The organism is Pseudomonas sp. 24 E 13 (genome assembly GCF_900004715.1).
Classification (GTDB): domain Bacteria; phylum Pseudomonadota; class Gammaproteobacteria; order Pseudomonadales; family Pseudomonadaceae; genus Aquipseudomonas; species Aquipseudomonas orientalis_A.
Genome location: NZ_CVTO01000052.1, coordinates 42,717 through 68,304, shown reverse-complemented (window position 1 = coordinate 68,304; position 25,588 = coordinate 42,717). Strand labels below are relative to the sequence as shown.

Genomic DNA, 25,588 nt, shown 5'->3' with positions numbered 1-25,588 from the left:
GAATCAGCCGGCGTTACCTCGATCAGCGGGGATGCCCTCAGGCAGCCCGAGCCTCGCCGTCATCCGTTCCCGGAATCGCCTTCACGATGTAGCAGCGTTGCTGGCCGAGCCCTGGCAAACGAACCAGACTCGATGCTTTGCCGTCGCTGCTCGGTTCCAGCACACCGCGCTGCAGTAGCTCCTTGTTCACAGCCGTGAGGTTCATGCCTCGGAAGATCTCCGAGCGCCACGCCTCGGTCAGCACGTAATAGGTGTTGGTGGTGTGCATGGTGTCGCCCATGCCGTGCTCCAGCGTCTTGCGAAAGCCCAGGCGGTCAATAGTGCGCGGGCCGTGTTCGTCGATCTTGGCCGCTGCCGATTCCCAGCGGGTGAAACGGCTTTCACCAAAACGCTCGATGACCTGGCGCAGCCGCGCCAAGATCGCATCGCCCTCGAAATTACCGGCGCCGCCACGCTCGTGGAGCCATGCGTTCAAGCACACGCGAGCGGCGGTGGTGGCCGTGCCGTCCGGCCAACCGGTTATACCCATCGCGGTGGCCAGCTCGCCTGCTGCGGCGGCGAGGCCGAAGCGAGCAGCGGCACGGTGTGCCTGTCCACTCGCGGACGCAGGGAGCGACTTAGCAATGAAGCCTTCCAGCGTGCGGCGCAGGATTGCCGCCCAGCCGTGGCGCTTTCCGGGTTCGCACAGCGCAGTCAGGAAGGCCGTGAGCGGCGTGCCGTAGTACTTCGCTACGCGTGCCTTGAGCGCGTCGGACAGTGCCGCCGCATCTTCAAAACCGTTAAGCACATCGAACATGCCAAAGCCTTTGCTGGCATCGGCCGGGACAGCGAGCATGCGCACTTCCATACCCGCTTTCAGTTCCTTGTTCGCTTCGGCCATGTGCTGGGCCAAGGTCTTCTCGCCGGTGGAGAGAAATAGCAGGCGCCACTCCTGTACCTGTCGGCTAGCTTGGCCTCGATCGTTGGCGCGTGCCTTGCCGGTGCCATTGCCGAGCATGTACACCGTCTCGCCGATAATGCGCGGGTCGCACATGCCGATTTCATCCAAGACCAGAAGGCCGTCGGAATGCGCGGCGGCAATGGATTCGAGCGCGTTATCGGTCGACCGCCACGAACGCACCAGACGCGGTCCGCCGTAGATTGAGGCGGCAACTTGCAAGTGCGTGGTCTTGCCGCCGGAGCTATCGCCGTACAAGTGAAAGCCGCCCGACTCATGACCAAGCATGTGCAGCAGCGGCCCTGCGAAGGCCACCCCGACGACAAATGCCAAACGGTGATTACCGATGCACAGCGCGCCGATCTGTTCCTGCCATTGTTCAAGCGTGCCCGCTTCGCTGATCGGCGGAAGCTGCGCGCCGGCCTCATAGAAGTGCAGGTGTTCCGCGTGCATGCCGACCTGCTGCTCGGGCAGCAGAAAGGCGTTGTCATGCCAACCCAAACGAGTGACCAGACGCGCACGTTGGGCACTGTCGAAGCCGCCCAGGTAACTCTGTAAATCGTTGCGAGCGTTGCGCCCCGAACGACTGCCGGCCAGACGCAACCCCATGTCCACCAGCGGACCGAGAACGTCCTTGCCAAAGTCGCCGGTCATGGTGCGTGCCGGGATGTTCCAACGTTTTTTGGTGCCGTCGGGGTCGTCGAACTCGACCAGCAAACCCCAGTTGTGGCCCTTCTCGTCGCGGGTACGTGCGAGGATTGCCAGCGGCGAACACACCGGGCGCGCTTCGCCGTCGTCGCCGGCATAAAATACACCCTCGGGCGTCAGGCGAAAGCCACCGGGCATCAGGTCGGTTTTCGATTTTGCCGGGCGCTTGGCTGCTGCTTTGGGTTTAGCGTCCGGCTCCGGTTTCGACTCGGATTTCACTTGGGCAACTAACGGCTTTTCTCCGATCACTCCGAACAGCTCGCCGCTGCTTTCCAGCTCGGTGAAATGCGCAGCGGTCCAGCTTTTGGCGAGCGCATCGGCGGCATCGTCGCCGTCATCCCATCGACCACCTTTGGCGAACGCGGCGTGGTCGTTCTTCAGCGTCGGCTTGCGTTTAAACACCTCCAGCGCGATGACCCGTACCGAAGCGGCGCCGATTTCGCGCAGCTTTTCGGCAACGGTAGCCATGCAGGCTTTACCGCTGTCATCGTTGTCCGGCCACAACAACACGTCGCGCCCCTTGAGCGGCGTCAGGTCGGCTTTGTGCCAGGAGTTGGAGCCGTTCGGCCAGCAGGTGGCCACGTGGGTCGGCAACAGCTCGGTGGCGGCGTCGGTAGCTTTCTCGCCTTCGCACAAAACCACCGGTGCGTCAGCGCGCAGGGCCAGTTCATCAAGGCGTAGCAGCGGACGCGGATCCGGCAGACCCTGCCAGCGCCATTGCTTGATCTGGCTATCGGCGCGCTGACACCACGTCAGCGGTGCAAAGACCTTCTTCGGCTTGCCGTCTTCATCCGGACCGAGGTCGAAGCGATACAGCGCCATGAGGGGCTGACCTTGCGCGTCACGGTAGATCCAGACCTTGGACGGCACACCGTGATCACGGTGCTTGGCCGGACACTTGTTCATGGCTTCGGTCGGGATTGGCTGGATGGCATTCCACGTCGGCGCCTTCGGCTTGTTCGGTGCGGCCTTGGCCTTGGCAGCGCCGGGCGCAACGTTCAGCCAGTCTGCCAATTTGTGGCAGGCTTCCACGTCGGTGCCGCCGTCCAGATAGCGCACCAGATCTATCAGGTCGCCGCCTTTGTCGCCGGTGGCAAAATCCGCCCAGGTGCCTTTGCTCAAATTGACCTTGAGCGAACCCGCACGCTTGTCACTGCGGGTCGGATTGGGGGCGGTGTATTCCTTGCCGCCGTCCACGCGCTTACCGTTGGGCAGCCAATGCGACAAGACACGATCAATGTCTTTCAGCGCGGCGGCTTTCACGTCGGCGAAGCTTGGGCGTTTCGCGGTGCTGTTCGGGCGCTGGCTCATACGTCAGCCCTCGGCAGAAACAGCGCATCGTTGATGTCATCTATCAAGGCTTTGGCCATCTCGCCAAGGTACAGAGCGGGCCAACTGAAACGTTCGCCGCTGTCGCTCATGGCGGCGTCGAAGTTGAGCTGGTTAGCGTGATGCTGGAGTAGAGAAACCATCTCCAGTGCATCCTCGACCGGGACACCGGCATTGACCCGAAATAACTTTAAGTCGGTGGCATTCACGCGAGTAAAAGTGGCGTGGCCGAGCGTGGTGGAAGCGGTCATAGCGCACCGCCTTTCTGCATGGCAGGCGTCGACGTGTTATCGCCGTGCATGGCCAGTGTTTTGATCAGGCCAAGGGTGCCGCGTACATCCCAAATCACGGCGGCGATAACGTGATTGGCGAGGCGCGAGGATTCATTTTCGAAGTGATCCTCGAGCAATGTCAGCACTGAATCGGCACGGTCAATCGCGCAGGTAATAGCGTCGATGGGCACACCGGCTTCTGCGGTCGGATTCACGCAAAGCAGGTCTTCAGGCAGCGAGAAACTCAGGGCGTTGTTCATTAGGCACCGCCTGCAGTTTCGAGCGCGCGGGCTTTGGCCATGTGAGCGTTGTAGCGGGAGAGGCGTGTGGCGAGGCTGGAGTTGGCGTGTAAAGCGGCGAGAGCCATTGCACGGTGTGCAGCGGCGCGAATTTTGGACGGATTGAGGGCAGGCATAGGTGACACTCCAAGTTTGAAGATGGAGCTGCCACTGATCGTCGCCAAACGATTTAGGGTGGCAGCTGTGCGCAGGTTGGCGAACCGGGAACTTGGAACCCGGCAGACCCGAAGGTCTCCCACGCACAGCTGCCATAACACGAAACGGCGGGCACAAAAAAAGCGCCTGCTGTCGGATGGGGCGCCTGTGCGCCAAGTAACTCGGGTCGCCAAACCCGGTCGCTGAATTTGCAGCGACGGCCAGAGAGTAACGTCCGTGTTTCGAAAGTGCAACTGCGCTGATGGCTTGCGGATTTTTCAGGTGCGGCATAAATTGTTCGGGCATGTAGATTGACCTCAACGCCTCCGGATCGCCCCCGGAGGCGTTTTCGTTTCAGGCATGGACTTCCCAGCGCAGGGAGAGAAGGGGCAGGAATCCGCCGTTGAGCATGGAGCGGGCGTCTTCGTAAGCCTCGACCTGCTGACCTTCGTCGACGACAACGGCTCTGGTCTTTTCGCAATGGAGGGAGAGGGCGCACCAGGTGCCGTCGGCCCAGCTGAGCACGCTGACAACGCGACCTTGCCTGTCCTGCTGGCTGCGGTAGCGTTCAAGACGCTGCATGACGCGAGACGAGAAACCGATCCGACGCAACACGGAAAAGGGGTGCATCAGAGCGTTGTTTGCAGTTTTGTGGCTCATGCAGCCACCTGATCACGTGCCTCGATGCGGCTGCGCGCCCACGCTTGAACTTCGGAAAGGACCCAGGCGACAGGGGCGCCGCGTGCGTTGCTATTGCTCAGTTTGACGGGCTGCGGAAAGCCGCAGTCGGTGCGCTGCATCAGTTTGTAGATGGTTGAACGTTTCATTCCCACGATGCCTTCCACCTCGCGCATGCGGATCAATGTAGAAGCGGCATCAAAAATGGAGGGGGAGTTGGCGGGTGTCTGGTGGAGAAAATCGCTAACGGAGGTGTTCATAGGTATTGCTCTCGATAGATTTGGACTGACGAGAGCAATGATCTAGGCGATGGAATCTTTGAAGGAGTTAACTTCCATTTGAAATTTCAGGTGAACTAGACCTTGTGTTGCTTAAGAATGGCTTCCACGCGCTTACGGGACAATGCTTTATCCGTTTCCTGGGAAATCCAGTTAGGTCGTTGCTTGTATGGCTTAGCGACCTGTTGGGTAAGCCAGCGGTGTACCTCTGTGGTCACATGGCGTCGTGACATGCCGTCATGCAGTAGAGCGCGAGCCTTTTCGACAAGGGCTATATCGCGTTCGCTCATATCGGCGACCCGATCTTTCCCACTAAGGAGACCGCCCTTTCGTCGGGTCGCTTCTCTAATTGCGCTAAGGGCCAGAGGTCTCAATTCGTCGCGACGTAACGCGGGCAAATAGGTGATCGGTTCCAAGTGGATAACGTATAAGTCCAACGCATCTATGCGGTCATCCTCGTTAACCTGTCCCTCTACGTACTCGCAATAAAAGTCCCACGGCCAGTCAGGCATAGGTATTCCCTTAGGCAGGGCTGTCCGTTCGACGTCGAACATCCAATCGTGCAAAACCTCTAAGGCTTTCACCGCGCAGGCCATGATGTACACCGCGTGTGCCTGATCGTCTGTGACGAATTCACTCCGGCCATGTTGGCGAACGGTGTTCGCCAGAAATGCGGGAGGGGCTGACATGGCATTTTCTGAAATCGTTTCCTCGTTCTGCGTCACCTTGATGCACAAGGAATTCAGAGTATCGCCGAGCCCGGCTCGGTTGATGCGCAGACGGCATTGGTCGATCAACTGACAAACATGCAGGATCTGTTCGCGACAGAGGGAGTACAGCGGTTGAGCAGATAAGTACTCAACCAGATCGGCTGTTGAACTTGGCCATTGAATGCTTTCCCCGATCTCGCTCGCATTCATCGGCATCGTTGTTGACCCTTAGTATTTGTTTCAGTCCCGCGCCCTGTGTCGTGCAATCTTATCCAGCGGCGCACGCCTAGCCCTAGGTCTGCCAGCAGCAAATACGGGGTCGCTCTGGCGTTACACGTTTGGTCGGCGTCAAAGAAGGTGTACGGGAAGTCGCTCATGAGTGTAACGGGCGTAAGAGTCAATGAATTCGGGCGTTTGCCGAAGGTCGTTACACGAGTAACACCTGTTACATGGATTTTTAAGGGGGTACGCATGTGTGGAGTCATACTGCTTTCCCGAACTTGCGATTGATAACGTTCTCGCTCACCAACGCATCAAGGTGATCTGCGTACCACTGCATCATCTTCACGCGGTGCTCAAGGTATTGAGCCTTGTTGTATACCCCGGATATTCCCTCTTCTTTGTGAGCAAGCTGCGCTTCGACATGCTCTTTCGGCCAGCCGTGTTCCCTGAGCAGAGTGCTGGCGGTATGACGAGTACCATGACCTACCAAGCGACCTTTGTAACCAACCGTCGCGAAGACCTTGTTGATGGTGTTTTCGCTAATCGTTGGATTCTTAGCGCCCACCCCAGGGAACAGCCAACGACTACGACCTGTGAGGCAATGAAGTTCTTTGAGAGCGGAAAGTGCTTGCTTAGGGAGTGGGCAAACAAAGTCCCTGCGCATCTTCATCTTGGCGGCAGGCGTCGTCCATATCGCTTTATCTAGGTCGAACTCTTTCCATTCAGCTAACCGAACCATGCCCGGTCTGGATGCGGTCCAGATGCAGAGCCATGCGGCAGTTCGGGCCGTCAGCCTGCTGGGTGTGTTTTTGAGTGCTTGGAGGAACTCTGCTAACTCAGGCTCCAGCAAATGAGGATGCTGCTGAGTCTTCGGGGCTTGAGCTGCAATATCTCGCAGGCGACTGCCAGGATCGTTTTCCGTGAGGCCTAAGCCGATGGCTCGTCCGAATATCTGATTGATCCACGTGCGGCACTTTTCCGCTACGTTGTGTGCGTCCCGGGCTTCGAGTGAAGCTTGGAGCTCTGCACAGTCAGTACGAGTGATTTCGTCCAGGGGCTTATCTCCCAGCGCAGGGAGTATGTCTTTGTCGAGGTAAGTGCGGATTTTGTTAAGGGTGGAGGGAGCGAGCCCCTTTTCTTCCTTGGCCTTGAGCCAAGCTTCAGCAGCGGCTCGGAAGGTACGAGTCTTAGCGGCATCAATTGCCGCTTTGGCAGAGCGTTTTTGTTCGAGAGGATCGGCCCCGCTGCTCACTACCTTGCGCAGTTCAGCAGCTTTGTCCCTTGCTAACGCACCACTTACTTCCGGGTAACCCCCGAGCCCCATCCAAGCCCAGTTGCCCGCCGGACGTTTGTAGCGGAGCTGCCAGGATTTACCACCATCAGGTTTTACCCTGAAGTAGAGGCCGTTTCCGTCCAGCTCTCGGTATTCCTTTAATTCCGGCTCCAATCCCGCAAGTGTCGTATCAGCGAGAGGGCGGCGCTTGATATCTGCGCGCTTCATCCTTGTATCCCAAAGTTCGGTATTTTTCTCAGGATACAAGCAGGGATACAGGGATACAACGGATAAGGGGAGACAGGGGTAGACAGACAGGCACAAAAAAACCGGCCAAGTGGCCGGTTTTTCTGGGTCTGAGAGGCTGGTAGAGACTCTCAGATACTGCTATGTGGTGCCCCGAGGGAGACTCGAACTCCCACTCCTTTCGAAAACGGATTTTGAATCCGCCGCGTCTACCAATTCCGCCATCAGGGCTCAATGGCGGCGAAGTATAGAGAGGTGATTACCGTTGGTCAATCACGTTTCATGGTCAATTTTGACTATTTCCGCTAGACTTCCCGGCCCTGCTAGACGAACCCCATCATGCGCGTTGCTGACTTTACTTTTGAGCTCCCTGATTCGCTGATCGCTCGCCACCCTTTGGCCGAGCGTCGCGCCAGTCGACTGCTGACCCTGGACGGGCCGAGCGGTGCCCTCGCACACCGTCAATTCACTGATTTGCTTGAGCATTTACGCCCAGGCGATTTGATGGTGTTCAACAATACCCGGGTGATTCCGGCGCGGCTGTTTGGCCAGAAAGCTTCCGGCGGCAAGCTGGAAATTCTGGTGGAAAGGGTGCTGGACAGCCATCGCGTGCTGGCTCATGTGCGCTCCAGCAAGTCGCCGAAACCGGGGTCGAGCATCTTGATCGATGGCGGTGGCGAGGCCGAGATGGTGGCGCGGCATGATGCGTTGTTCGAGCTTAAGTTCGCCGAGGAAGTGTTGCCGCTGCTGGAGCGTGTCGGCCATATGCCGTTGCCTCCTTATATAGACCGCCCCGACGAAGACGCGGACCGCGAGCGCTATCAGACGGTGTACTCGCAGCGCCTCGGTGCGGTGGCGGCGCCGACGGCCGGGCTGCATTTCGACCAGCCGCTGCTGGATGCGATTGCCGCCAAGGGCGTCGAAAGCGCCTATGTGACCCTGCACGTGGGGGCCGGGACGTTTCAGCCGGTGCGTGTGGAGAACATCGAAGACCATCATATGCACAGCGAATGGCTGGAAGTCGGCCAGGACGTGGTGGACGCGGTTAACGCGTGCAAGGCGCGCGGCGGGCGGGTGGTGGCGGTGGGCACCACCAGCGTGCGCTCGCTGGAGAGCGCGGCGCGCGATGGTGTGCTCAAGCCGTTCAGTGGTGACACCGATATCTTTATTTTCCCGGGCCGGCCGTTCCATGTGGTCGATTGCCTGGTCACCAACTTTCATTTGCCGGAATCCACGCTGTTGATGCTGGTGTCGGCGTTTGCCGGTTACCCGGAAACCATGGCCGCTTATCAAGCCGCCATCGCCAACGAGTACCGTTTTTTCAGCTACGGTGATGCGATGTTCATCACCCGTAACCCGGCGCCGCGCGGCCCTGAGGACAACTTATGAGTCGTATGTCGTTTGAACTGCTGGCCACCGACGGCAAAGCCCGTCGTGGTCGCCTGACTTTTCCGCGCGGCACCGTGGAGACCCCGGCGTTCATGCCGGTCGGCACCTACGGCACCGTCAAGGGCATGCTGCCCCGTGACATCGTCGCCACCGGCGCCGAGATCATCCTCGGCAACACTTTCCACCTGTGGCTGCGCCCGGGCACGGAAGTGATCAAGAAGCACGGCGACCTGCATGACTTCATGAAGTGGCAGGGTCCGATCCTCACCGACTCCGGTGGTTTTCAGGTGTTCAGCCTGGGCGCCATGCGCAAGATCAAGGAGGAGGGCGTGACTTTCGCCTCGCCGGTGGATGGCTCCAAAGTGTTCATGGGCCCGGAAGAGTCGATGCAGGTGCAGCGCGACCTGGGCTCGGACATCGTGATGATTTTTGACGAGTGCACGCCGTACCCGGCTGACGAAGACGTGGCGCGCATCTCCATGGAGCTGTCCCTGCGTTGGGCCCAGCGTTCGAAGAATGCCCACGGTGACAACACCGCGGCGCTGTTCGGCATTGTGCAGGGCGGCATGCATGAAAGCCTGCGCAAGCGCTCGCTGGAAGGCCTCGACAAGATCGGCTTCGACGGCCTGGCTATCGGCGGTCTGTCGGTGGGCGAGCCCAAGCACGAGATGATCAAGGTGCTCGATTACCTGCCGGGCCTGATGCCCGCAGAAAAACCTCGTTACCTTATGGGCGTTGGCAAACCGGAAGATCTCGTAGAGGGTGTGCGCCGCGGTGTGGACATGTTCGATTGCGTGATGCCAACCCGTAATGCCCGCAATGGGCATCTGTTCATTGATACAGGCGTGCTGAAGATCCGTAACGCGTTCCATCGCCATGATGATTCGCCGCTCGATCCGACCTGCGATTGCTACACCTGCCAGAACTTCTCCCGTGCTTATCTGCACCATCTGGACAAGTGCGGGGAAATGCTGGGTAGCATGTTGAATACCATCCACAATTTGCGTCACTACCAAGTCCTGATGGCTGGTTTGCGCGAGGCTATTCAACAGGGTACATTGGCCGCCTTCGTCGATGCCTTCTATGCCAAGCGCGGGCTCCCTGTGCCGCCCTTGGACTGAGTTTCCCGACCCTAAGATTCACTATTTGCAACTGGAGTGCTAAATGAGCTTTTTTATCTCTAACGCCATGGCTGACGCCGCCGCGCCTGCTGCTGCCGGCCCGATGGGCGGTGGTTTCGAGTGGATTTTCCTGGTCGGCTTCCTGGTCATCTTCTACCTGATGATCTGGCGTCCACAGGCCAAGCGCGCCAAAGAGCAGAAAAACCTGCTCGGCAGCCTGCAGAAAGGCGACGAAGTCGTGACCACTGGCGGTATCGCCGGCAAGATCACCAAGGTTTCCGATGCTTTCGTGGTACTGGAAGTCTCCGACACCGTAGAAATGAAGTTCCAGAAGGGCGCCATCGCCGCCACGCTGCCAAAAGGCACGCTCAAAGCGATCTGAGTAACAACCTTTACCAATCGACGGGGCGCGCAAGGCGCCCCGCGTTATAAGCGGGCGGCGTGATGCTGAACAAATACCCTCTGTGGAAATACGTACTGATCCTGGCGGTGCTGGCGATCGGTTTTATTTATTCCGCTCCCAATCTCTATCCTGATGACCCGGCGATCCAGATCTCTGGCGCCAGCACTTCGCTGCAGGTCAATCAGGCTGATCTGGAACGCGCGAGCAAAGCGCTGACTGACGCGGGCATCCAGGTTAAAGCGGCAACCTTGGCAGCTGGTTCCAAAGGCGGCTTGTTGCGCCTGACCAAGCAAGAAGACCAATTGCCGGCCAAGGATGTCGTACGCAAGGTCATGGGTGACGACTATGTTGTCGCGCTCAACCTGGCACAGACCACGCCACAATGGCTGCGCAGCATTGGCGCGCACCCGATGAAGCTGGGTCTGGACTTGTCCGGTGGTGTGCACTTCCTGCTGGAAGTCGACATGGACAAAGCCCTCGACGCACGCCTGAAAGTGTATGAAGGCGATGTGAAGAGCCTGCTGCGCAAAGAAAAACTGCGTTATCGCAGCCTGCCGCAGCTCAACGGTGCGATCCAGCTGGGCTTCGCTGACGAAGCTTCCCGCGAACAGGCCCGTGCGCTGATCCGCAAGAACTTCAACGACTTTGACATCGTACCGGCCGACCTCAATGGTCAGGCGGTGCTGCGTCTGGCAATGAGCCCGGCCAAGATCGCGGAAATCCGCGAATACTCCATCAAGCAGAACTTGACCACGGTGCGTAACCGCGTCAACGAGCTGGGTGTGGCTGAGCCGATCGTGCAGCGCCAGGGCGCCAACCGCATCGTGGTTGAACTGCCGGGCGTGCAGGACACCGCTGAAGCCAAGCGTATCCTGGGTAAAACCGCCAACCTGGAGTTCCGCCTCGCGGCTGAGCCGGGTGCTACCCGCGCGACTTCCGAAGAGTTCGAGTTCCGCGAAGGCAACCGTCCTCCAGCGTTGATCGAGCGTGGCTTGATCATCACCGGTGACCAGGTGACCGATGCCAAGGCCGGTTTCGGCGAGCACGGCACGCCTGAAGTGAACATCCGCCTGGATGGCCACGGCGGCGAGCTGATGAGCCGCGCCACGCGCAGCAACGTCGGTCGCAGCATGGCGGTAATCTTCATCGAGCAGCGTCCGGTTACCACCTATACCAAGCAGATGGTCAACGGCGTTGAGAAAGACGTGCCGGTACAGACCTTCAAGGAAGAGAAGAAGATCATCAGCCTGGCGACCATCCAGTCGCCGCTGGGTGCGCAATTCCGCATCACTGGCCTGAACGGCCAGGGCGAATCTTCCGAGCTGGCCCTGCTGCTGCGTGCCGGTGGCCTGGCGGCGCCGATGTACTTCGCTGAAGAACGCACCATCGGCCCGAGCCTGGGTGCCGACAACATCACCAAGGGTGTCGATGCGGCGCTGTGGGGCATGTTGTTCGTGTCGCTGTTCATCATCGCCATCTACCGCTTCTTCGGCATCATTGCCACCGTGGCCCTGGCGGGCAACATGGTGATGCTGCTGGCGCTGATGTCGCTGCTGGGCGCCACGCTGACCCTGCCGGGTATCGCCGGTATCGTCCTCACCATGGGTATGGCGGTGGACGCCAACGTGCTGATCTTCTCGCGAATCCGTGAAGAGATCGCGGCGGGCATGACCGTACAACGTGCAATCAACGAAGGCTTCGGCCGGGCATTTACCGCGATTCTCGACTCCAACCTGACCACTCTGCTGGTCGGCGGGATTCTCTTTGCCATGGGCACCGGCCCCGTCAAAGGTTTTGCGGTGACCATGTCCCTGGGTATCTTTACCTCGATGTTCACGGCCATCATGGTGACCCGCGCAATGGTCAACCTGATCTTTGGCGGGCGTGACTTCAAGAAGTTGTGGATTTAAGGGGCTGCCATGTTACGTACAATCAACTTCATGGGCGTTCGCAACGTTGCGTTCGGCGTCACCGTGCTCCTTACCGTTCTGGCGTTGTTCAGCTGGTTCCATAAGGGCCTGAACTACGGTCTGGACTTTACCGGCGGTACGCTCATCGAGCTGACCTACGAGAAGCCGGCCGACGTCACCCTGGTGCGCGATGAGCTGGTCAAGGCCGGCTATCACGAGGCGGTGGTGCAGAGCTTCGGCGCCACTACCGACCTGCTGGTGCGCATGCCTGGCGAAGATCCGCAACTGGGTCACCAGGTTGCCGAGGCCTTGCAGAAGGTCGGCGGCGACAACCCGGCCTCGGTCAAGCGCGTCGAGTTCGTCGGCCCGCAGGTGGGTGAAGAGCTGCGCGACCAGGGCGGCCTCGGCATGCTGATGGCGCTGGTCGGCATCATGATCTACCTGGCCTTCCGCTTTCAGTGGAAGTTCGGGGTCGGCGCCATCGTGTCGCTGATCCACGACGTGATCGTGACCGTGGGTATCCTGGCGTACTTCCAGATCACCTTCGACCTGACCGTATTGGCCGCCGTGCTGGCGATCATTGGTTACTCGCTCAACGACACCATCGTGGTATTCGACCGGGTTCGCGAGAACTTCCGTGTACTGCGCAAGGCCACGTTGATCGAGAACATCAACATCTCCACCACCCAGACCCTGCTGCGGACCATGGCGACGTCGATCTCCACCTTGCTGGCGATTGCTGCGCTGATGATCTTCGGTGGCGACAACCTGTGGGGCTTCTCCCTGGCGCTGTTCATCGGTGTTCTGGCCGGTACCTATTCGTCGATCTACATCGCCAACGTGGTACTGATCTGGCTGAACCTCAACAGCGAAGACCTGATCCCTCCGGCCAGCACTGGCAAGGAGGTCGACGACCGTCCTTGATGGGCGTTTGTTGATCGGCGGTACAAAGAAAGGCACGAGATTGAACTCGTGCCTTTTTTTTTGCTCCAAGGCTGGGTATAGCGCGGATCTTTCGGTCCGCTTGTGATGGTCAGGAGGTTCAACGTGAACAAGTCGTTGCTGGTTGGTGCGGTATTGGGTGCTGTCGGTGTGACTGCCGGGGGCGCTGTTGCCACCTACAGCCTGGTAAAAAGCGGCCCTGAGTATGCGCAAGTGCTGGCGGTACAGCCGGTAAAAACCCAGATTAAAACCCCGCGTGAGGTCTGCAAGGATGTCACCGTGACCCGGCAGCGTCCGGTGCAGGATCAGCATCAAATCGCCGGTACCGTCGTAGGCGCCCTGGCAGGCGGCCTGCTCGGCAACCAGATTGGTGGTGGTAACGGCAAGAAGCTGGCAACGGTCGCCGGTGCGGTCGGTGGCGGTTACGCGGGTAACAAGGTTCAGGAAGGTATGCAGAACCGCGATACCTACACCACTACCCAGACTCGCTGTAACACCGTGAATGACATCAGCGACAAGGTTGTGGGCTATGACGTGCGTTACAACCTGGATGGCAAGGAAGGTACTGTGCGTATGGAGCGTGATCCAGGCGGCCAGATTCCGGTGGACAAGGAAGGGCGTCTGATCCTGGGTCAGAACCAGCAGTAATCCAGGGCCAGGCACAGATTCAAAAAACTGTGCAATTCAACATGTGGGAGGGGGCTTGCCCCCGATAGCGGTGGGTCAGTTGATGCTTGGTTGACTGACACTCTGCAATCGGGGGCAAGCCCCCTCCCACATTTGATCTGTATTGCTGCTGATGGATGGGCCTGGCTCAAATCCCAGGCATAAAAAAAGCACCCCTCGGGGTGCTTTTTTGTGCGCGCTCGCTTAGCGCTTCAGCGAAGCCGGCAGGTGCGGCTGGATCGCCGTCAGCACTGCCTTGAAGCATTTGGTGTTGCCGGCAACCACGTGGCCTTTCTCCAGAAAGTCGTGACCGCCGGTGAAGTCGCTCACCAGGCCGCCCGCTTCTTGAATCAGCAGGGCGCCCGCAGCCATGTCCCACTCGGACAGGCCCGACTCCCAGAACGCATCAAAACGACCGGCGGCCACGTAGGCCAGGTCCAGGCTCGCTGCGCCAGCGCGACGGATGCCGGCAGTCTGGCCGACCAGGGCGCGGAACATGCCCAGGTAGTTTTCCAGGTTGTCCATCTGGTCGTCACGGAACGGGAAGCCGGTGCCCAGCAGGGCGCCGTCCAGGCTGGTGCGGCCGCTGACACGCAGGCGGCGACCATTGAGCTGGGCGCCACGGCCACGGCTGGCGGTGAATTCTTCCTGGCGAACCGGGTCCAGCACCACGGCGTGTTCCAGGCGGCCGCGGTATTTGCACGCAATGCTTACGGCAAAGTGCGGGATGCCACGCAGGAAGTTGGTGGTGCCATCCAGTGGGTCGATGATCCACAGGTAGTCTTCGCCTTCGCCGCTGCCTTTGTGCAGGCCGGTTTCTTCACCGAGGATGCCGTGGGTCGGGTAGGCCTTGCGCAGGGCGTCGATGATTTTCTGTTCGGCGGCGCGATCCACCTCGGATACATAATCCTTGGCGTCTTTTTCGTCGACCTTGATGGTATCCAGGCGCTCGATGGAGCGGAAGATCAATTCACTGGCGCTGCGGGCGGCGCGCAGCGCGATATTCAGCATGGGCTGCATGGATAGGTCACCTAAGGTTGTTAAAGAAAGCCGGGCAGTTTAGCAGAAACTTTCTTCAGGTGAAGGGCGACGTTAGCTTTCGTGGCATAACCCTAAGCGCTTCTGTAAGATTTGCTCCCCTTTCCCGTGTCCGAGAGCGCCTCCCTTGCTGCAAAACATCCGTGTCGTTTTGGTCAATACCAGTCATCCCGGCAACATCGGTGGGGTGGCGCGAGCCATGAAAAACATGGGGCTGACGCGGCTGGTGCTGGTCGAGCCACGTGTGTTTCCGCACCATGAGGCCGATGCCCGCGCATCCGGCGCCAATGACATCCTGGAAAACGCCCAGGTTGTCGCCACCCTGGAAGACGCCTTGGTCGGCTGCAACCTGGTGCTCGGCACCAGCGCCCGCGACCGCCGCATTCCCTGGCCATTGCTGGACCCGCGTGAGTGCGGTACCAAAGTGGTGGAAGAGGCGGCCGGTGGCGCAGAAATCGCCCTGGTGTTTGGCCGTGAAGACTCCGGCCTGACCAATGAAGAGCTGCAGCGATGTCATTACCACGTGCACATTCCATCAGACCCTGAGTTCAGTTCGCTGAACCTGGGTGCGGCGGTGCAGGTGCTGACGTACGAAGTGCGCATGGCCTGGTTGGCGGCTGAGGGCCAGCCGAGCAAGATGGAGAAGGACGAAGTGGCGTCGACCAAAAGTGGCGAGCTGGCCACGATGGACGAGCTGGAGCGATTCTATGAGCACCTGGAGCAAACCCTGGTGGCCATCGAGTTCCTCGACCCTGAAAAACCACGGCACTTGATGGCGCGCCTGCGCCGCCTTTACGGGCGCAGCTCGGTCAGTCGGGCGGAAATGAATATATTGCGTGGCATCCTCACGGAAACCCAGAAAGCGGCCCGTGGCGAGCTCCTTAAGCGGAAGGATTAAAGATGTTCGAGCGTTTGCGAGAAGATATCCAGAGTGTTTTCCACCGTGACCCGGCGGCGCGCAACGCCTTTGAAGTGCTGACCTGCTACCCCGGCATGCACGCGATCTGGCTTCACCGCCTGTCCGGCGCCCTGTGGGGCATGGGTTGGAAATGGCTGGCGCGGCTGGTGTCGAACTTCGGGCGCTGGCTGACCGGGATCGAAATTCACCCCGGCGCCAAGGTCGGCCGTCGCTTCTTCATCGACCATGGCATGGGCATCGTGATTGGCGAGACCGCCGAGATTGGCGATGACGTGACGCTCTATCAGGGGGTCACCCTGGGCGGGACCACCTGGAATAAAGGCAAGCGCCACCCGACGCTGGGCGACGGTGTGGTGGTGGGCGCGGGTGCCAAGGTGCTTGGCCCGTTCACGGTCGGCGCGGGTGCCAAGGTGGGCTCCAATGCCGTGGTCACCAAGGCCGTGCCGCCCGGTGCGACGGTGGTGGGTATTCCGGGCCGGATCATCGTCAAGCCGGAAGTCGGCGACGAACAGGAGGCCAAGCGCAAGGCCATGGCCGAGAAGATTGGCTTTGATGCCTATGGCGTCAGCGAAGACATGCCAGACCCGGTGGCGCGTGCCATTGGCCAGTTGCTCGACCACCTGCAAGCGGTGGATGGCAAGCTGGAGGGCATGTGTGGCGCCCTGAAGGACTTGGGCAGCCCTTACTGTGCGAAGGATCTGCCTGAGCTGCGCGAAGAAGATTTCGCCGAGATCAAGGACGAAACCGCCACTAAGGTAAGCTAAGATCCCGGCATCGCCAGAGATCCCCTGTGGGAGGGGGCTTGCCCCCGATAGCGGTAGGTCAGTTGCCCTATGTGCTGGCTGATCCACCGCCATCGGGGGCAAGCCCCCTCCCACATTTGACCTTCGTTGTGTCTGGCATCGCTGGTTATCCGGTGACGCTGTTCGTCCCCACCCCAGCCTGCTATGATTCGCGCGCCCTTTTTACGGGTAATCCTGACTAAAGTACTAGGTCTTATAGTTGACTTAAATACTCGGGAATCGCATACTTGCTCCCATTCTGAAACACCTTGGTACTTGTCCATGAGACTGACTACAAAAGGCCGATACGCGGTGACTGCCATGCTCGACCTGGCTTTGCACGCGCAAACTGGGCCGGTGTCCCTGGCCGATATCTCCGAGCGCCAAGGCATTTCCCTGTCCTACCTCGAGCAACTGTTCGCCAAATTGCGCCGCAGCAATCTGGTTTCCAGCGTGCGAGGCCCAGGTGGCGGCTATCAATTGTCCCGCGATATGCAGGGCATCCAGGTAGCCCAGGTGATCGACGCGGTCAACGAATCCGTCGATGCGACCAAATGCCAGGGGCTGGGTGATTGCCATGCCGGTGACACCTGCCTGACGCACCACTTGTGGTGTGACTTGAGCCTGCAGATCCATGAGTTTTTGAGTGGTATCAGCTTGGCTGATCTTGTGACTCGCCGTGAGGTGCAAGAAGTAGCCCAGCGTCAGGACCAGCGCCGTTGCAACACCAAGGCGCCGCGTCTGGACAAGATCGAAGCGTCCGCCGTCGAGTGACAGCCGCAGAGCTAACGGCGCGCCAGCCAGCCTGATTTAGGAGAAAGTCCATGAAATTGCCGATTTACCTTGATTACTCAGCGACCACCCCGGTTGATCCGCGTGTCGCGCAAAAGATGAGCGAATGCCTGCTGGTTGACGGAAACTTCGGCAACCCGGCCTCCCGTTCCCACGTATTCGGCTGGAAAGCCGAGGAAGCGGTCGAGAACGCTCGTCGCCAGGTCGCCGACCTGGTTGGCGCTGATCCGCGCGAAATCGTCTGGACCTCCGGTGCCACCGAGTCCGACAACCTGGCGATCAAGGGCGCGGCGCATTTCTACGCGACCAAGGGCAAGCACCTGATCACCACCAAGATTGAGCACAAGGCTGTTCTGGACACCATGCGCCAACTGGAGCGTGAAGGTTTTGAGGTCACCTACCTCGAGCCCACCACCGACGGCATCGTCACCCCGGCCATGATCGAGGCCGCGCTGCGTGACGACACCATCCTGGTTTCCGTGATCCACGTGAACAACGAAATCGGCACCATCAACGACATCGAAGCGATTGGCGAGCTGACCCGTTCCAAGGGCATCCTGCTGCACGTCGACGCCGCTCAGTCCACCGGCAAGGTCGAGATCGACCTGTCCAAGCTGAAAGTCGACCTGATGTCGTTCTCCGCCCACAAGACCTACGGCCCCAAAGGCATCGGCGCCCTGTACGTAAGCCGCAAGCCGCGCGTACGTATCGAAGCCACCATGCACGGCGGCGGTCACGAGCGCGGCATGCGTTCGGGCACCCTGGCGACCCACCAGATCGTCGGCATGGGCGAAGCCTTCCGCGTAGCCAAGGAAGACATGGCTGCCGAAAACGTGCGCATCAAGGCCTTGAGTGACCGCTTCTACAAGCAGGTCGAGAACCTTGAAGAGCTGTACATCAATGGCAGCATGACCGCCCGTGTACCGCACAACCTGAATTTGAGCTTCAACTACGTCGAAGGCGAGTCGCTGATCATGGCACTCAAGGACCTGGCGGTTTCGTCCGGTTCGGCCTGCACCTCGGCGTCCCTTGAGCCTTCGTACGTACTGCGCGCCCTGGGCCGCAACGACGAACTGGCACACAGCTCGATCCGCTTTACCTTCGGCCGCTTCACCACTGAAGAGCAAGTCGACTACGCCGCGCAGAAAGTCTGCGAAGCCGTCAACAAGCTGCGCGTTCTGTCGCCGCTGTGGGACATGTACAAAGACGGTGTCGACATTTCCAAGATCGAGTGGGCGGCACACTAAATATAGAAGCCGCCACCCCAGTTCTGTAGCAACGTGGCGGAAAACGCAGGCGTTTCTACAGGGTTCCAGAGCGGCCCTGATGAGTGAGGATTCAGTACCATGGCTTACAGCGAAAAGGTCATCGACCACTACGAAAACCCGCGCAACGTCGGCAAGATGAACGCGGAAGATCCTGATGTCGGCACTGGCATGGTCGGCGCTCCGGCGTGCGGCGATGTGATGCGCCTGCAGATCAAAGTCAACGACGCTGGCGTTATCGAAGACGCCAAGTTCAAGACCTACGGCTGCGGTTCGGCCATCGCCTCCAGCTCCCTGGCGACCGAATGGATGAAAGGCAAGACCCTGGATGAAGCTGTCACCATCAGCAACACCCAGCTGGCCGAAGAACTGGCCCTGCCGCCGGTGAAAATTCACTGCTCGGTACTCGCCGAGGACGCCATCAAGGCGGCCGTTCGCGACTACAAGCAGAAGAAAGGCTTGATCTAAGTATTTGGCGACGAGTAAGGAGTCAACGATGGCTATCAGCATGACAGAAGCGGCTGCGCAGCACATTCGCCGCTCCCTGAATGGGCGCGGTAAAGGTGAGGGGATTCGTCTGGGTGTTCGCACCACGGGCTGTTCCGGCCTTGCCTACGTGCTGGAGTTTGTCGACGAGGTGGTTGCGGAAGACCAGGTGTTCGAAAGTCACGGCGAGAAAGTGATCATCGACCCCAAAAGCCTGACCTACCTGGACGGCACCGAGCTCGATTTCGTCAAGGAAGGGTTGAACGAAGGCTTCAAGTTCAACAACCCCAACGTACGCGGTGAATGTGGCTGCGGCGAAAGCTTCAACATCTGAGGCTTCTTGTGGGTACTCCTTGTCATTTCGCTTTATTCGAGCTGCAGCCGAGCTTTCGGCTGGATCTTGAGCAACTTGCCACGCGCTATCGAGAATTGGCGCGTGGCGTGCATCCGGACCGCTTCGCTGACGCTTCCGAGCGTGAGCAACGCCTGGCGCTGGAGCAATCGGCCAGCCTCAACGAAGCCTATCAGACGCTCAAAAGCCCCCCGAAACGCGCCCGTTATTTACTGGCTATGAAGGGCGGCGAGTTGCCGATGGAAGTCACCGTGCATGACCCGGACTTCCTGATGCAGCAGATGCAATGGCGCGAAGAGCTCGAAGACTTGCAGGACGAAGCCGATGTGGCTGGCGTCGCGGTCTTCAAGCGTCGTCTGAAGGCGGCCCAGGATGAGCTCAACGAAAGCTTCGCAGCCTGTTGGGATGATGCTGCGCAACGCGAACAGGCCGAACGCCTGATGCGGCGCATGCAGTTTCTCGACAAGCTCACCTACGAAGTGCGCCAGATAGAAGAGCGCCTCGACGATTAACCCAGTGTGCTGCCCGTGATGCACGCCTGATAGACAGATAAGACCTGATTACCATGGCTCTACTGCAAATCGCCGAACCCGGTCAAAGCCCTCAACCGCACCAGCGTCGCCTGGCGGTCGGGATTGACCTGGGCACCACCAATTCCCTGGTTGCTGCCGTGCGCAGCGGCCTGTCCGAGCCGTTGCCCGATGCCGATGGCCAGGTCATCCTGCCGTCCGCCGTGCGCTATCACGCCGACCGTATCGAAGTCGGCGAGTCGGCCAAGCTGGCAGCGTCCTCCGACCCCCTCAATACCGTGCTGTCGGTCAAGCGCTTGATGGGTCGTGGTCTGTCCGACGTCAAGCAATTGGGCGACCAGCTGCCGTACCGCTTTGTCGGCGGTGAATCCCATATGCCGTTCATCGACACCGTCCAGGGCCCGAAAAGCCCGGTGGAAGTGTCGGCCGATATCCTCAAGGTGCTGCGCCAGCGCGCGGAAATCACCCTGGGCGGCGAGCTGGTTGGTGCGGTGATCACGGTTCCGGCGTATTTCGATGACGCGCAACGCCAAGCCACCAAGGATGCGGCGAAGCTCGCCGGCCTGAACGTGCTGCGTTTGCTCAATGAGCCGACCGCTGCCGCCGTGGCTTACGGCCTGGACCAGCACGCCGAAGGCCTGGTCGCCATTTATGATCTGGGCGGCGGCACCTTTGATATTTCGATCCTGCGACTGACCGGCGGCGTGTTCGAAGTGCTGGCCACCGGTGGCGACAGCGCCCTGGGTGGCGATGACTTCGACCATGCCATCGCGGGCTGGATCATCAGCAGTGCCGGCTTGTCTGCCGACCTGGATCCGGGCGCTCAGCGCAACCTGCTGCAAGCCGCCTGCGCTGCCAAGGAAGCGCTGACGGACGCTGCTTCCGTTGAAGTTTCCTACGGTAGCTGGTCGGCCCAGCTGACCCGCGAAGCCTTCGATGCGTTGATCGAACCGATGGTTGCCCGCAGCCTCAAGGCCTGCCGCCGCGCGGTGCGTGATTCCGGTATCGAGTTCGAAGAGGTCGGCGCGGTGGTCATGGTAGGCGGCTCCACCCGTGTTCCAAGGGTTCGCGAGGCCGTTGCCGAAGCCTTTGGCCGCCAGCCGCTGACCGAAATCGACCCGGATCAAGTGGTGGCCATTGGGGCTGCGATCCAGGCCGATACCCTCGCCGGCAACAAGCGCGATGGTGGCGAACTGCTGCTGCTCGATGTGATTCCGTTGTCTCTGGGCCTGGAAACCATGGGCGGCCTGATGGAGAAAGTGATTCCGCGCAACACCACCATTCCCGTCGCCCGCGCCCAGGACTTCACCACCTACAAAGATGGCCAGACGGCCATGATGATTCATGTGCTGCAAGGCGAGCGCGAGCTGATCAGCGACTGCCGCTCCCTGGCGCGTTTTGAATTGCGCGGTATCCCGGCGATGGTGGCGGGCGCGGCGAAGATTCGTGTGACCTTCCAGGTCGACGCCGACGGCCTGCTCAGCGTGGCGGCCCGTGAACTGGGCTCGGGCGTCGAGGCCAGTATCCAGGTCAAGCCGTCCTACGGGCTGACTGACGGTGAAATCGCCAAGATGCTCAAGGACTCGTTCCAGTATGCCGGCGATGACAAGGTCGCTCGTGTGCTGCGTGAGCAGCAAGTCGATGCCCAGCGCCTGCTCGAAGCGGTGCAGGGCGCCCTGGATGCCGATGGCGAGCGCTTGCTGGATGCCGAGGAGCGCATGGTCATCGACCTGCAGATGCAGGAGCTGGCCGAACTGATGAAAGGCAACGATGGTTACGCCATCGAGCAGCAGACCAAGCGCCTGTCACAAGTAACCGATGCCTTTGCCGCCCGCCGTATGGACCAGACGGTAAAAGCCGCCCTGGCGGGTCGCAACCTGAATGAAATTGAGGAATAACTGATGCCGCAGGTCATTTTTCTGCCACACGCCGAGCATTGCCCGGATGGTATGGTCGTGGAGGCTGAGACCGGCAAGTCCATCCTTGAGGTCGCCCACGACAACCACATCGAGATCGAAAGTGCCTGTGGCGGTGTGTGCGCTTGCACCACGTGCCACTGCGTCATTCGCGAGGGGTTCAACTCGCTCGAGGAAGCCGATGAGCTGGAAGAAGACTTCCTCGATCGCGCCTGGGGCCTGGAAGCGACTTCGCGTCTAAGCTGTCAGGCAAAGGTCGGCACTGAGGACATCACGGTCGAAATCCCGAAATATTCGCTCAACCATGCGGCCGAAGCGCCGCATTGATTCAAGGAACTGTCATGAGCCTGAAATGGGTTGATGTACAAGAAATCGCTATACAACTTGCTGAAGCTCATCCTGAGGTCAATCCTCTTACGGTGAACTTCGTCAAGCTGCGTAACCTCGTAATGGAACTGCCGGATTTTGACGACATCCCTGATCGGGGTGGCGAAAAGGTCCTGGAGGCGATTCAAGGCCTGTGGATCGAAGAAGCAGACTGAGCCGCCTTATTACGCAGTTAGGCAATACCTGATAACCCGCGTATAATTCGCGGGTTTAATTTTTCGTAAATTACCGTTTCTGGAGTTACACCATGGCTGTTCAACGTACTTTCTCCATCATCAAGCCTGACGCTGTTGCAAAAAACGTCATCGGCGAGATCACCACTCGTTTCGAAAAAGCCGGCCTGAAGGTTGTAGCTTCGAAACTCAAGCAACTGTCCAAGGCTGAAGCTGAAGGCTTCTACGCTGAGCACAGCGCTCGTGGCTTCTTCGGCGACCTGGTTGCCTTCATGATCTCCGGTCCTGTTGTTGTTCAGGTGCTGGAAGGCGAGAACGCTATCGCTCTGAACCGTGAGCTGATGGGCGCTACCAACCCTAAAGAAGCGGCTGCCGGCACCATCCGTGCTGACTTCGCCGAGTCCATCGACGCCAACGCTGTTCACGGTTCGGACTCCGAAGCCGCTGCTGCTCGCGAAATCTCGTACTTTTTCGCTGCTACTGAAGTAACCGCTCGCTAAGCATCGGCTTAAAGAGTGAGGGTGAATCCATGACTACATCGACTGTTAAAACCAACCTGCTGGGTCTGACTCAGCCGGAAATGGAGAAATTCTTCGACTCAATCGGGGAGAAGCGTTTCCGTGCCGGTCAGGTAATGAAGTGGATTCACCACTTTGGCGTCGACGATTTCGACGCCATGACGAACGTCAGCAAGGCCCTGCGCGACAAGCTCAAGGCCATTGCCGAAGTTCGTGGTCCCGAAGTGGTCAGCGAGGACATCTCCAGCGACGGCACCCGTAAGTGGGTGGTGCGCGTGGCGTCCGGCAGCTGCGTCGAGACCGTCTACATTCCCCAGGGCAAGCGCGGCACCTTGTGCGTTTCGTCCCAGGCAGGCTGTGCCCTGGACTGCAGTTTCTGCTCCACCGGCAAGCAAGGCTTCAACAGCAACCTCACCGCCGCCGAAGTCATCGGCCAGGTGTGGATTGCCAACAAATCCTTTGGCAGCGTCCCGGCGACCGTCGACCGTGCCATCACCAACGTGGTGATGATGGGCATGGGTGAGCCGCTGCTGAACTTCGACAACGTGGTTGCGGCCATGCACCTGATGATGGACGACCTGGGCTACGGCATCTCCAAGCGCCGTGTGACCCTGTCGACCTCCGGCGTGGTACCGATGATCGATGAGCTGGCCAAGCACATCGACGTTTCCCTGGCGTTGTCGCTGCACGCACCCAATGACGCATTGCGTAACCAATTGGTGCCGATCAACAAGAAGTATCCGCTTAAGATGCTGCTCGAATCCTGCCAGCGTTATATGGCGACCTTGGGCGAAAAGCGTGTCTTGACCATTGAGTACACCATGCTCAAGGACGTCAACGACAAGGTCGAGCACGCGGTCGAGATGATCGAGCTGCTCAAGAACACCCCGTGCAAGATCAACCTGATTCCGTTCAACCCGTTTCCCCATTCTGGCTACGAGCGGCCGAGCAACAACGCTATCCGCCGTTTCCAGGATCAACTGCACCAGGCCGGCTACAACGTCACCGTGCGCACCACTCGTGGTGAAGACATCGACGCCGCCTGTGGCCAATTGGTAGGGCAGGTGATGGACCGCACCCGCCGCAGCGAGCGTTATATCGCCGGACGCGAACTGAACGCCGCCGACGATTTGCCGCTGATTGCTGTAAATCGAATCTGAGAGAGGATCTCTATGCCCTTGCGCCTTGCGCTGCTTTTACTTGTTACCGGTCTCGTGGCCGGTTGTGTTTCATCGGGCTACGACAGCCCTTTGCAAACCGACAAGGGTCGTGAAGCGGCGCGAGTGGCGTATGTGCAACTGGGGCTGGGCTATCTGCAACAAGGCATGAGCGAGCAGGCCAAGGTGCCATTGAAGAAGGCCCTGGAGCTGGATGCCGATGATGCGGATGCCAATGCCGCGCTGGCGCTGGTCTTCCAGGCTCAGGCCGAGCCCGAGTTGGCTGATCGGTATTTCACCACGGCACTGGCTTCCCGTCCTGGCGACGCGCGGTTGCTGAACAACTACGGCAGTTTCCTGTTCGAGCAGAAACGGTATGAACAGGCGGCCGCTTATTTCCGCCAGGCCAGCACCGACACCCTTTATTCCCAGCGTTCGCGCATCTTCGAGAACCTTGGGGTGACGTCGATACACCTGGGACAGCGCGAACTGGCGCGCCAGCAACTGGAAAAAGCCCTGCACCTGAACGCTCGCCAACCACGCGCTTTGCTTGAAATGGCTGAGTTGTCCTACGAAGACAGGCATTATGTGCCGGCACGTGACTATTACGAGCGTTTTAGCCTGCTCAGCGGGCACAATGCACGTAGTCTATTGCTCGGTGTGCGCCTGGCGACGGTTCATGAAGAACGCGACACGGCCGCACGTTTTGGCCAGCAACTCGAACGACTCTATCCCGGTACGCCGGAATATCAGCAATACCTGTCGGAGCAATGATGAAAGCCGCGCACCCGGAAGTTGTAGCAGCTAATCGCGTAAACCCAGGCGACACCTTGCGTGAGGCCCGCGAAAGCAATGGTTGGTCGCTGGCGCAAGTGGCCCTCAAGCTCAATTTGACCAGCACCTCCCTGGCCAACCTGGAAGCTGGCGCATTCGACAAGCTGCCCGGGCACACGTTTGCCCGCGGCTATATCCGCGCTTATGCCAAGTTGCTGGGTATCGACCAGACCGCACTGGTCCAGCAATTCGACCAGTTCACCGGCACCGACTCCCAGGGCAGCAATGTGCATGGCCTCGGTCGTATTGAAGAGCCGACCCGGGTTTCCCACACGATCCTGCGCATTGTCAGCCTGTTGCTGCTGATTGCCGTGATCGGGGGTGGTTTCGTCTGGTGGCAGGACCAGACTTCCCAGCGCAATAAAGACCTGACCAGCAACGCGCTGGAGCACGTCGAAGTCGAAAGCGCCGACGGCACCACCCAGATTCATCCGCTGGATGAGCCGGAAGACCAGGCGGTCGTCGAAGGGCAAGTCACGCCGGAAGCGCCTGCCACCGCTGAACAACCCGCTCCGCAAGCCGACAGCGCACCTGCAGCGACTGCAGCCGTACCCGCGCCGGCTCCCGTAGCGCCCGTGGCCCAGGCTCCCGCAACAGCCGCTCCGGCCCAGGCTCCAGCGCCTGCGGCACCGGCTGCGCCTGCCATTTCGCCGCCCACCACCCCCGCGTTGATCGCCGGTGACGGGCGCGTACAGATCACCTTCGTCGCTGACTGCTGGACGCAAGTCACCGACGGTAATGGCAAAGTGCTGTTTAGCGGTCTGAAGCGTAAGGGAGATACTCTTGACCAGGGCGGCAAGCCTCCTTTGACGCTGCGTCTGGGCTATGCCCGTGGCGCGCAAGTGGCCTACAACGGCCAGCCTGTGGACGTAGCGCCGTTCACCAGTGGCGAGACCGCTCGCCTCAAGTTGGGACAATAGT

Annotated in this window: 28 protein-coding genes and 1 tRNA gene; 20 read left to right on the top strand and 9 right to left on the bottom strand. The window is 59.7% G+C overall.

Annotated elements, in window-relative coordinates:
- Positions 1–37: 37 nt before the first annotated feature.
- From BFP90_RS02165 to BFP90_RS02130, 8 genes are all read right to left on the bottom strand, one after another.
- A complete protein-coding gene (locus tag BFP90_RS02165) occupies positions 38–2,956 on the bottom strand; it encodes a DUF927 domain-containing protein (RefSeq protein ID WP_065895842.1) in 2,919 nt (972 codons plus the stop codon).
- Positions 2,953–3,225, bottom strand: a complete 273-nt coding sequence (locus tag BFP90_RS02160) for a DUF3077 domain-containing protein (protein ID WP_038362937.1) — start codon at positions 3,223–3,225, stop codon at positions 2,953–2,955. The genes BFP90_RS02165 and BFP90_RS02160 overlap by 4 nt, the downstream gene beginning before the upstream one ends.
- On the bottom strand, positions 3,222–3,506 hold the full coding sequence (locus BFP90_RS02155) for a hypothetical protein (RefSeq protein WP_065895841.1): 285 nt from the start codon (positions 3,504–3,506) through the stop codon (positions 3,222–3,224). Before BFP90_RS02155 ends, BFP90_RS02160 begins: the two co-directional genes overlap by 4 nt.
- 528 nt (positions 3,507–4,034) lie before the next feature.
- Complete coding sequence (locus tag BFP90_RS02150; protein ID WP_065895840.1) at positions 4,035–4,340, bottom strand: hypothetical protein; 306 nt, start codon at positions 4,338–4,340, stop codon at positions 4,035–4,037.
- Positions 4,337–4,618 (bottom strand): helix-turn-helix transcriptional regulator, encoded by a 282-nt coding sequence (locus BFP90_RS02145; protein WP_065895839.1) that lies wholly within the window; start codon positions 4,616–4,618, stop codon positions 4,337–4,339. Before BFP90_RS02145 ends, BFP90_RS02150 begins: the two co-directional genes overlap by 4 nt.
- Before the next feature lie 95 nt (positions 4,619–4,713).
- Positions 4,714–5,562 carry a hypothetical protein gene (locus BFP90_RS02140; protein ID WP_370671679.1) on the bottom strand — a complete coding sequence of 283 codons (849 nt, stop codon included), beginning with the start codon at positions 5,560–5,562 and terminating at the stop codon, positions 4,714–4,716.
- A 265-nt stretch (positions 5,563–5,827) separates the two neighbouring features.
- Positions 5,828–7,069: a tyrosine-type recombinase/integrase gene (locus BFP90_RS02135; protein WP_065895838.1), complete on the bottom strand. Its 1,242-nt coding sequence runs from the start codon at positions 7,067–7,069 to the stop codon at positions 5,828–5,830.
- A 164-nt stretch (positions 7,070–7,233) separates the two neighbouring features.
- A tRNA-Leu gene (locus tag BFP90_RS02130) sits at positions 7,234–7,318 on the bottom strand.
- Positions 7,319–7,426: 108 nt separating this feature from the next.
- Between BFP90_RS02130 and queA the strand changes: the two genes are divergently transcribed.
- The 6 genes from queA to BFP90_RS02100 all read left to right on the top strand — a co-directional run bounded on the left by queA (position 7,427) and on the right by BFP90_RS02100 (position 13,500).
- Positions 7,427–8,476: a tRNA preQ1(34) S-adenosylmethionine ribosyltransferase-isomerase QueA gene (gene queA / locus BFP90_RS02125; RefSeq protein WP_065892377.1), complete on the top strand. Its 1,050-nt coding sequence runs from the start codon at positions 7,427–7,429 to the stop codon at positions 8,474–8,476.
- Between the two features lie 5 nt (positions 8,477–8,481).
- Positions 8,482–9,597: a tRNA guanosine(34) transglycosylase Tgt gene (gene tgt, locus BFP90_RS02120; protein WP_162303237.1), complete on the top strand. Its 1,116-nt coding sequence runs from the start codon at positions 8,482–8,484 to the stop codon at positions 9,595–9,597.
- Positions 9,598–9,640: 43 nt separating this feature from the next.
- Complete coding sequence (gene yajC, locus BFP90_RS02115) at positions 9,641–9,979, top strand: preprotein translocase subunit YajC (RefSeq protein WP_003175975.1); 339 nt, start codon at positions 9,641–9,643, stop codon at positions 9,977–9,979.
- 62 nt (positions 9,980–10,041) lie between these two features.
- Positions 10,042–11,910 carry a protein translocase subunit SecD gene (gene secD, locus BFP90_RS02110; RefSeq protein WP_065892376.1) on the top strand — a complete coding sequence of 623 codons (1,869 nt, stop codon included), beginning with the start codon at positions 10,042–10,044 and terminating at the stop codon, positions 11,908–11,910.
- Positions 11,911–11,919: 9 nt separating this feature from the next.
- On the top strand, positions 11,920–12,834 hold the full coding sequence (gene secF / locus BFP90_RS02105; protein ID WP_065892375.1) for a protein translocase subunit SecF: 915 nt from the start codon (positions 11,920–11,922) through the stop codon (positions 12,832–12,834).
- 123 nt (positions 12,835–12,957) lie between these two features.
- Positions 12,958–13,500 (top strand): glycine zipper 2TM domain-containing protein, encoded by a 543-nt coding sequence (locus tag BFP90_RS02100; protein WP_005791197.1) that lies wholly within the window; start codon positions 12,958–12,960, stop codon positions 13,498–13,500.
- Positions 13,501–13,722: 222 nt separating this feature from the next.
- Here the strand turns inward: BFP90_RS02100 and suhB are convergent, their stop codons facing one another.
- Positions 13,723–14,538 carry a type III secretion system regulator SuhB gene (suhB, locus tag BFP90_RS02095; RefSeq protein WP_003175971.1) on the bottom strand — a complete coding sequence of 272 codons (816 nt, stop codon included), beginning with the start codon at positions 14,536–14,538 and terminating at the stop codon, positions 13,723–13,725.
- 145 nt (positions 14,539–14,683) lie between these two features.
- On the opposite strand from suhB, the gene trmJ reads away from it, so the two are divergent.
- The 14 genes from trmJ to BFP90_RS02025 all read left to right on the top strand — a co-directional run bounded on the left by trmJ (position 14,684) and on the right by BFP90_RS02025 (position 25,587).
- Positions 14,684–15,454, top strand: a complete 771-nt coding sequence (trmJ, locus tag BFP90_RS02090; protein WP_065887476.1) for a tRNA (cytosine(32)/uridine(32)-2'-O)-methyltransferase TrmJ — start codon at positions 14,684–14,686, stop codon at positions 15,452–15,454.
- Between the two features lie 2 nt (positions 15,455–15,456).
- Positions 15,457–16,239 carry a serine O-acetyltransferase gene (cysE, locus tag BFP90_RS02085; RefSeq protein ID WP_065895837.1) on the top strand — a complete coding sequence of 261 codons (783 nt, stop codon included), beginning with the start codon at positions 15,457–15,459 and terminating at the stop codon, positions 16,237–16,239.
- Positions 16,240–16,539: 300 nt separating this feature from the next.
- Entirely contained in the window at positions 16,540–17,031 is a 492-nt protein-coding gene (gene iscR, locus BFP90_RS02080; RefSeq protein WP_003194020.1) for a Fe-S cluster assembly transcriptional regulator IscR, read from the top strand.
- A 50-nt stretch (positions 17,032–17,081) separates the two neighbouring features.
- Positions 17,082–18,296, top strand: a complete 1,215-nt coding sequence (locus BFP90_RS02075) for an IscS subfamily cysteine desulfurase (protein WP_065887478.1) — start codon at positions 17,082–17,084, stop codon at positions 18,294–18,296.
- 99 nt (positions 18,297–18,395) lie between these two features.
- On the top strand, positions 18,396–18,782 hold the full coding sequence (gene iscU / locus BFP90_RS02070) for a Fe-S cluster assembly scaffold IscU (RefSeq protein WP_003175965.1): 387 nt from the start codon (positions 18,396–18,398) through the stop codon (positions 18,780–18,782).
- Positions 18,783–18,810: 28 nt separating this feature from the next.
- Entirely contained in the window at positions 18,811–19,134 is a 324-nt protein-coding gene (gene iscA, locus BFP90_RS02065; RefSeq protein WP_003175963.1) for an iron-sulfur cluster assembly protein IscA, read from the top strand.
- 8 nt (positions 19,135–19,142) lie between these two features.
- On the top strand, positions 19,143–19,664 hold the full coding sequence (hscB, locus tag BFP90_RS02060; protein WP_065895836.1) for a co-chaperone HscB: 522 nt from the start codon (positions 19,143–19,145) through the stop codon (positions 19,662–19,664).
- Positions 19,665–19,717: 53 nt separating this feature from the next.
- Positions 19,718–21,580 (top strand): Fe-S protein assembly chaperone HscA, encoded by a 1,863-nt coding sequence (gene hscA / locus BFP90_RS02055; RefSeq protein ID WP_065895835.1) that lies wholly within the window; start codon positions 19,718–19,720, stop codon positions 21,578–21,580.
- A 3-nt stretch (positions 21,581–21,583) separates the two neighbouring features.
- Positions 21,584–21,925, top strand: coding sequence for an ISC system 2Fe-2S type ferredoxin (gene fdx, locus BFP90_RS02050; RefSeq protein WP_015885743.1), 342 nt, complete (start codon positions 21,584–21,586; stop codon positions 21,923–21,925).
- Positions 21,926–21,939: 14 nt separating this feature from the next.
- A complete protein-coding gene (gene iscX, locus BFP90_RS02045; RefSeq protein ID WP_003238461.1) occupies positions 21,940–22,140 on the top strand; it encodes a Fe-S cluster assembly protein IscX in 201 nt (66 codons plus the stop codon).
- 92 nt (positions 22,141–22,232) lie between these two features.
- Positions 22,233–22,658 carry a nucleoside-diphosphate kinase gene (gene ndk, locus BFP90_RS02040; RefSeq protein ID WP_003175956.1) on the top strand — a complete coding sequence of 142 codons (426 nt, stop codon included), beginning with the start codon at positions 22,233–22,235 and terminating at the stop codon, positions 22,656–22,658.
- 29 nt (positions 22,659–22,687) lie between these two features.
- Positions 22,688–23,836, top strand: coding sequence for a 23S rRNA (adenine(2503)-C(2))-methyltransferase RlmN (rlmN, locus tag BFP90_RS02035; RefSeq protein ID WP_065887481.1), 1,149 nt, complete (start codon positions 22,688–22,690; stop codon positions 23,834–23,836).
- Positions 23,837–23,848: 12 nt separating this feature from the next.
- The gene (gene pilW, locus BFP90_RS02030; RefSeq protein ID WP_065892370.1) at positions 23,849–24,607 is read left to right on the top strand and encodes a type IV pilus biogenesis/stability protein PilW; all 759 of its coding nucleotides are present in this window, start codon (positions 23,849–23,851) and stop codon (positions 24,605–24,607) included.
- Positions 24,607–25,587, top strand: coding sequence for a RodZ domain-containing protein (locus tag BFP90_RS02025; protein ID WP_065895834.1), 981 nt, complete (start codon positions 24,607–24,609; stop codon positions 25,585–25,587). The genes pilW and BFP90_RS02025 overlap by 1 nt, the downstream gene beginning before the upstream one ends.
- The last annotated feature ends 1 nt before the right edge of the window (position 25,588 follow it).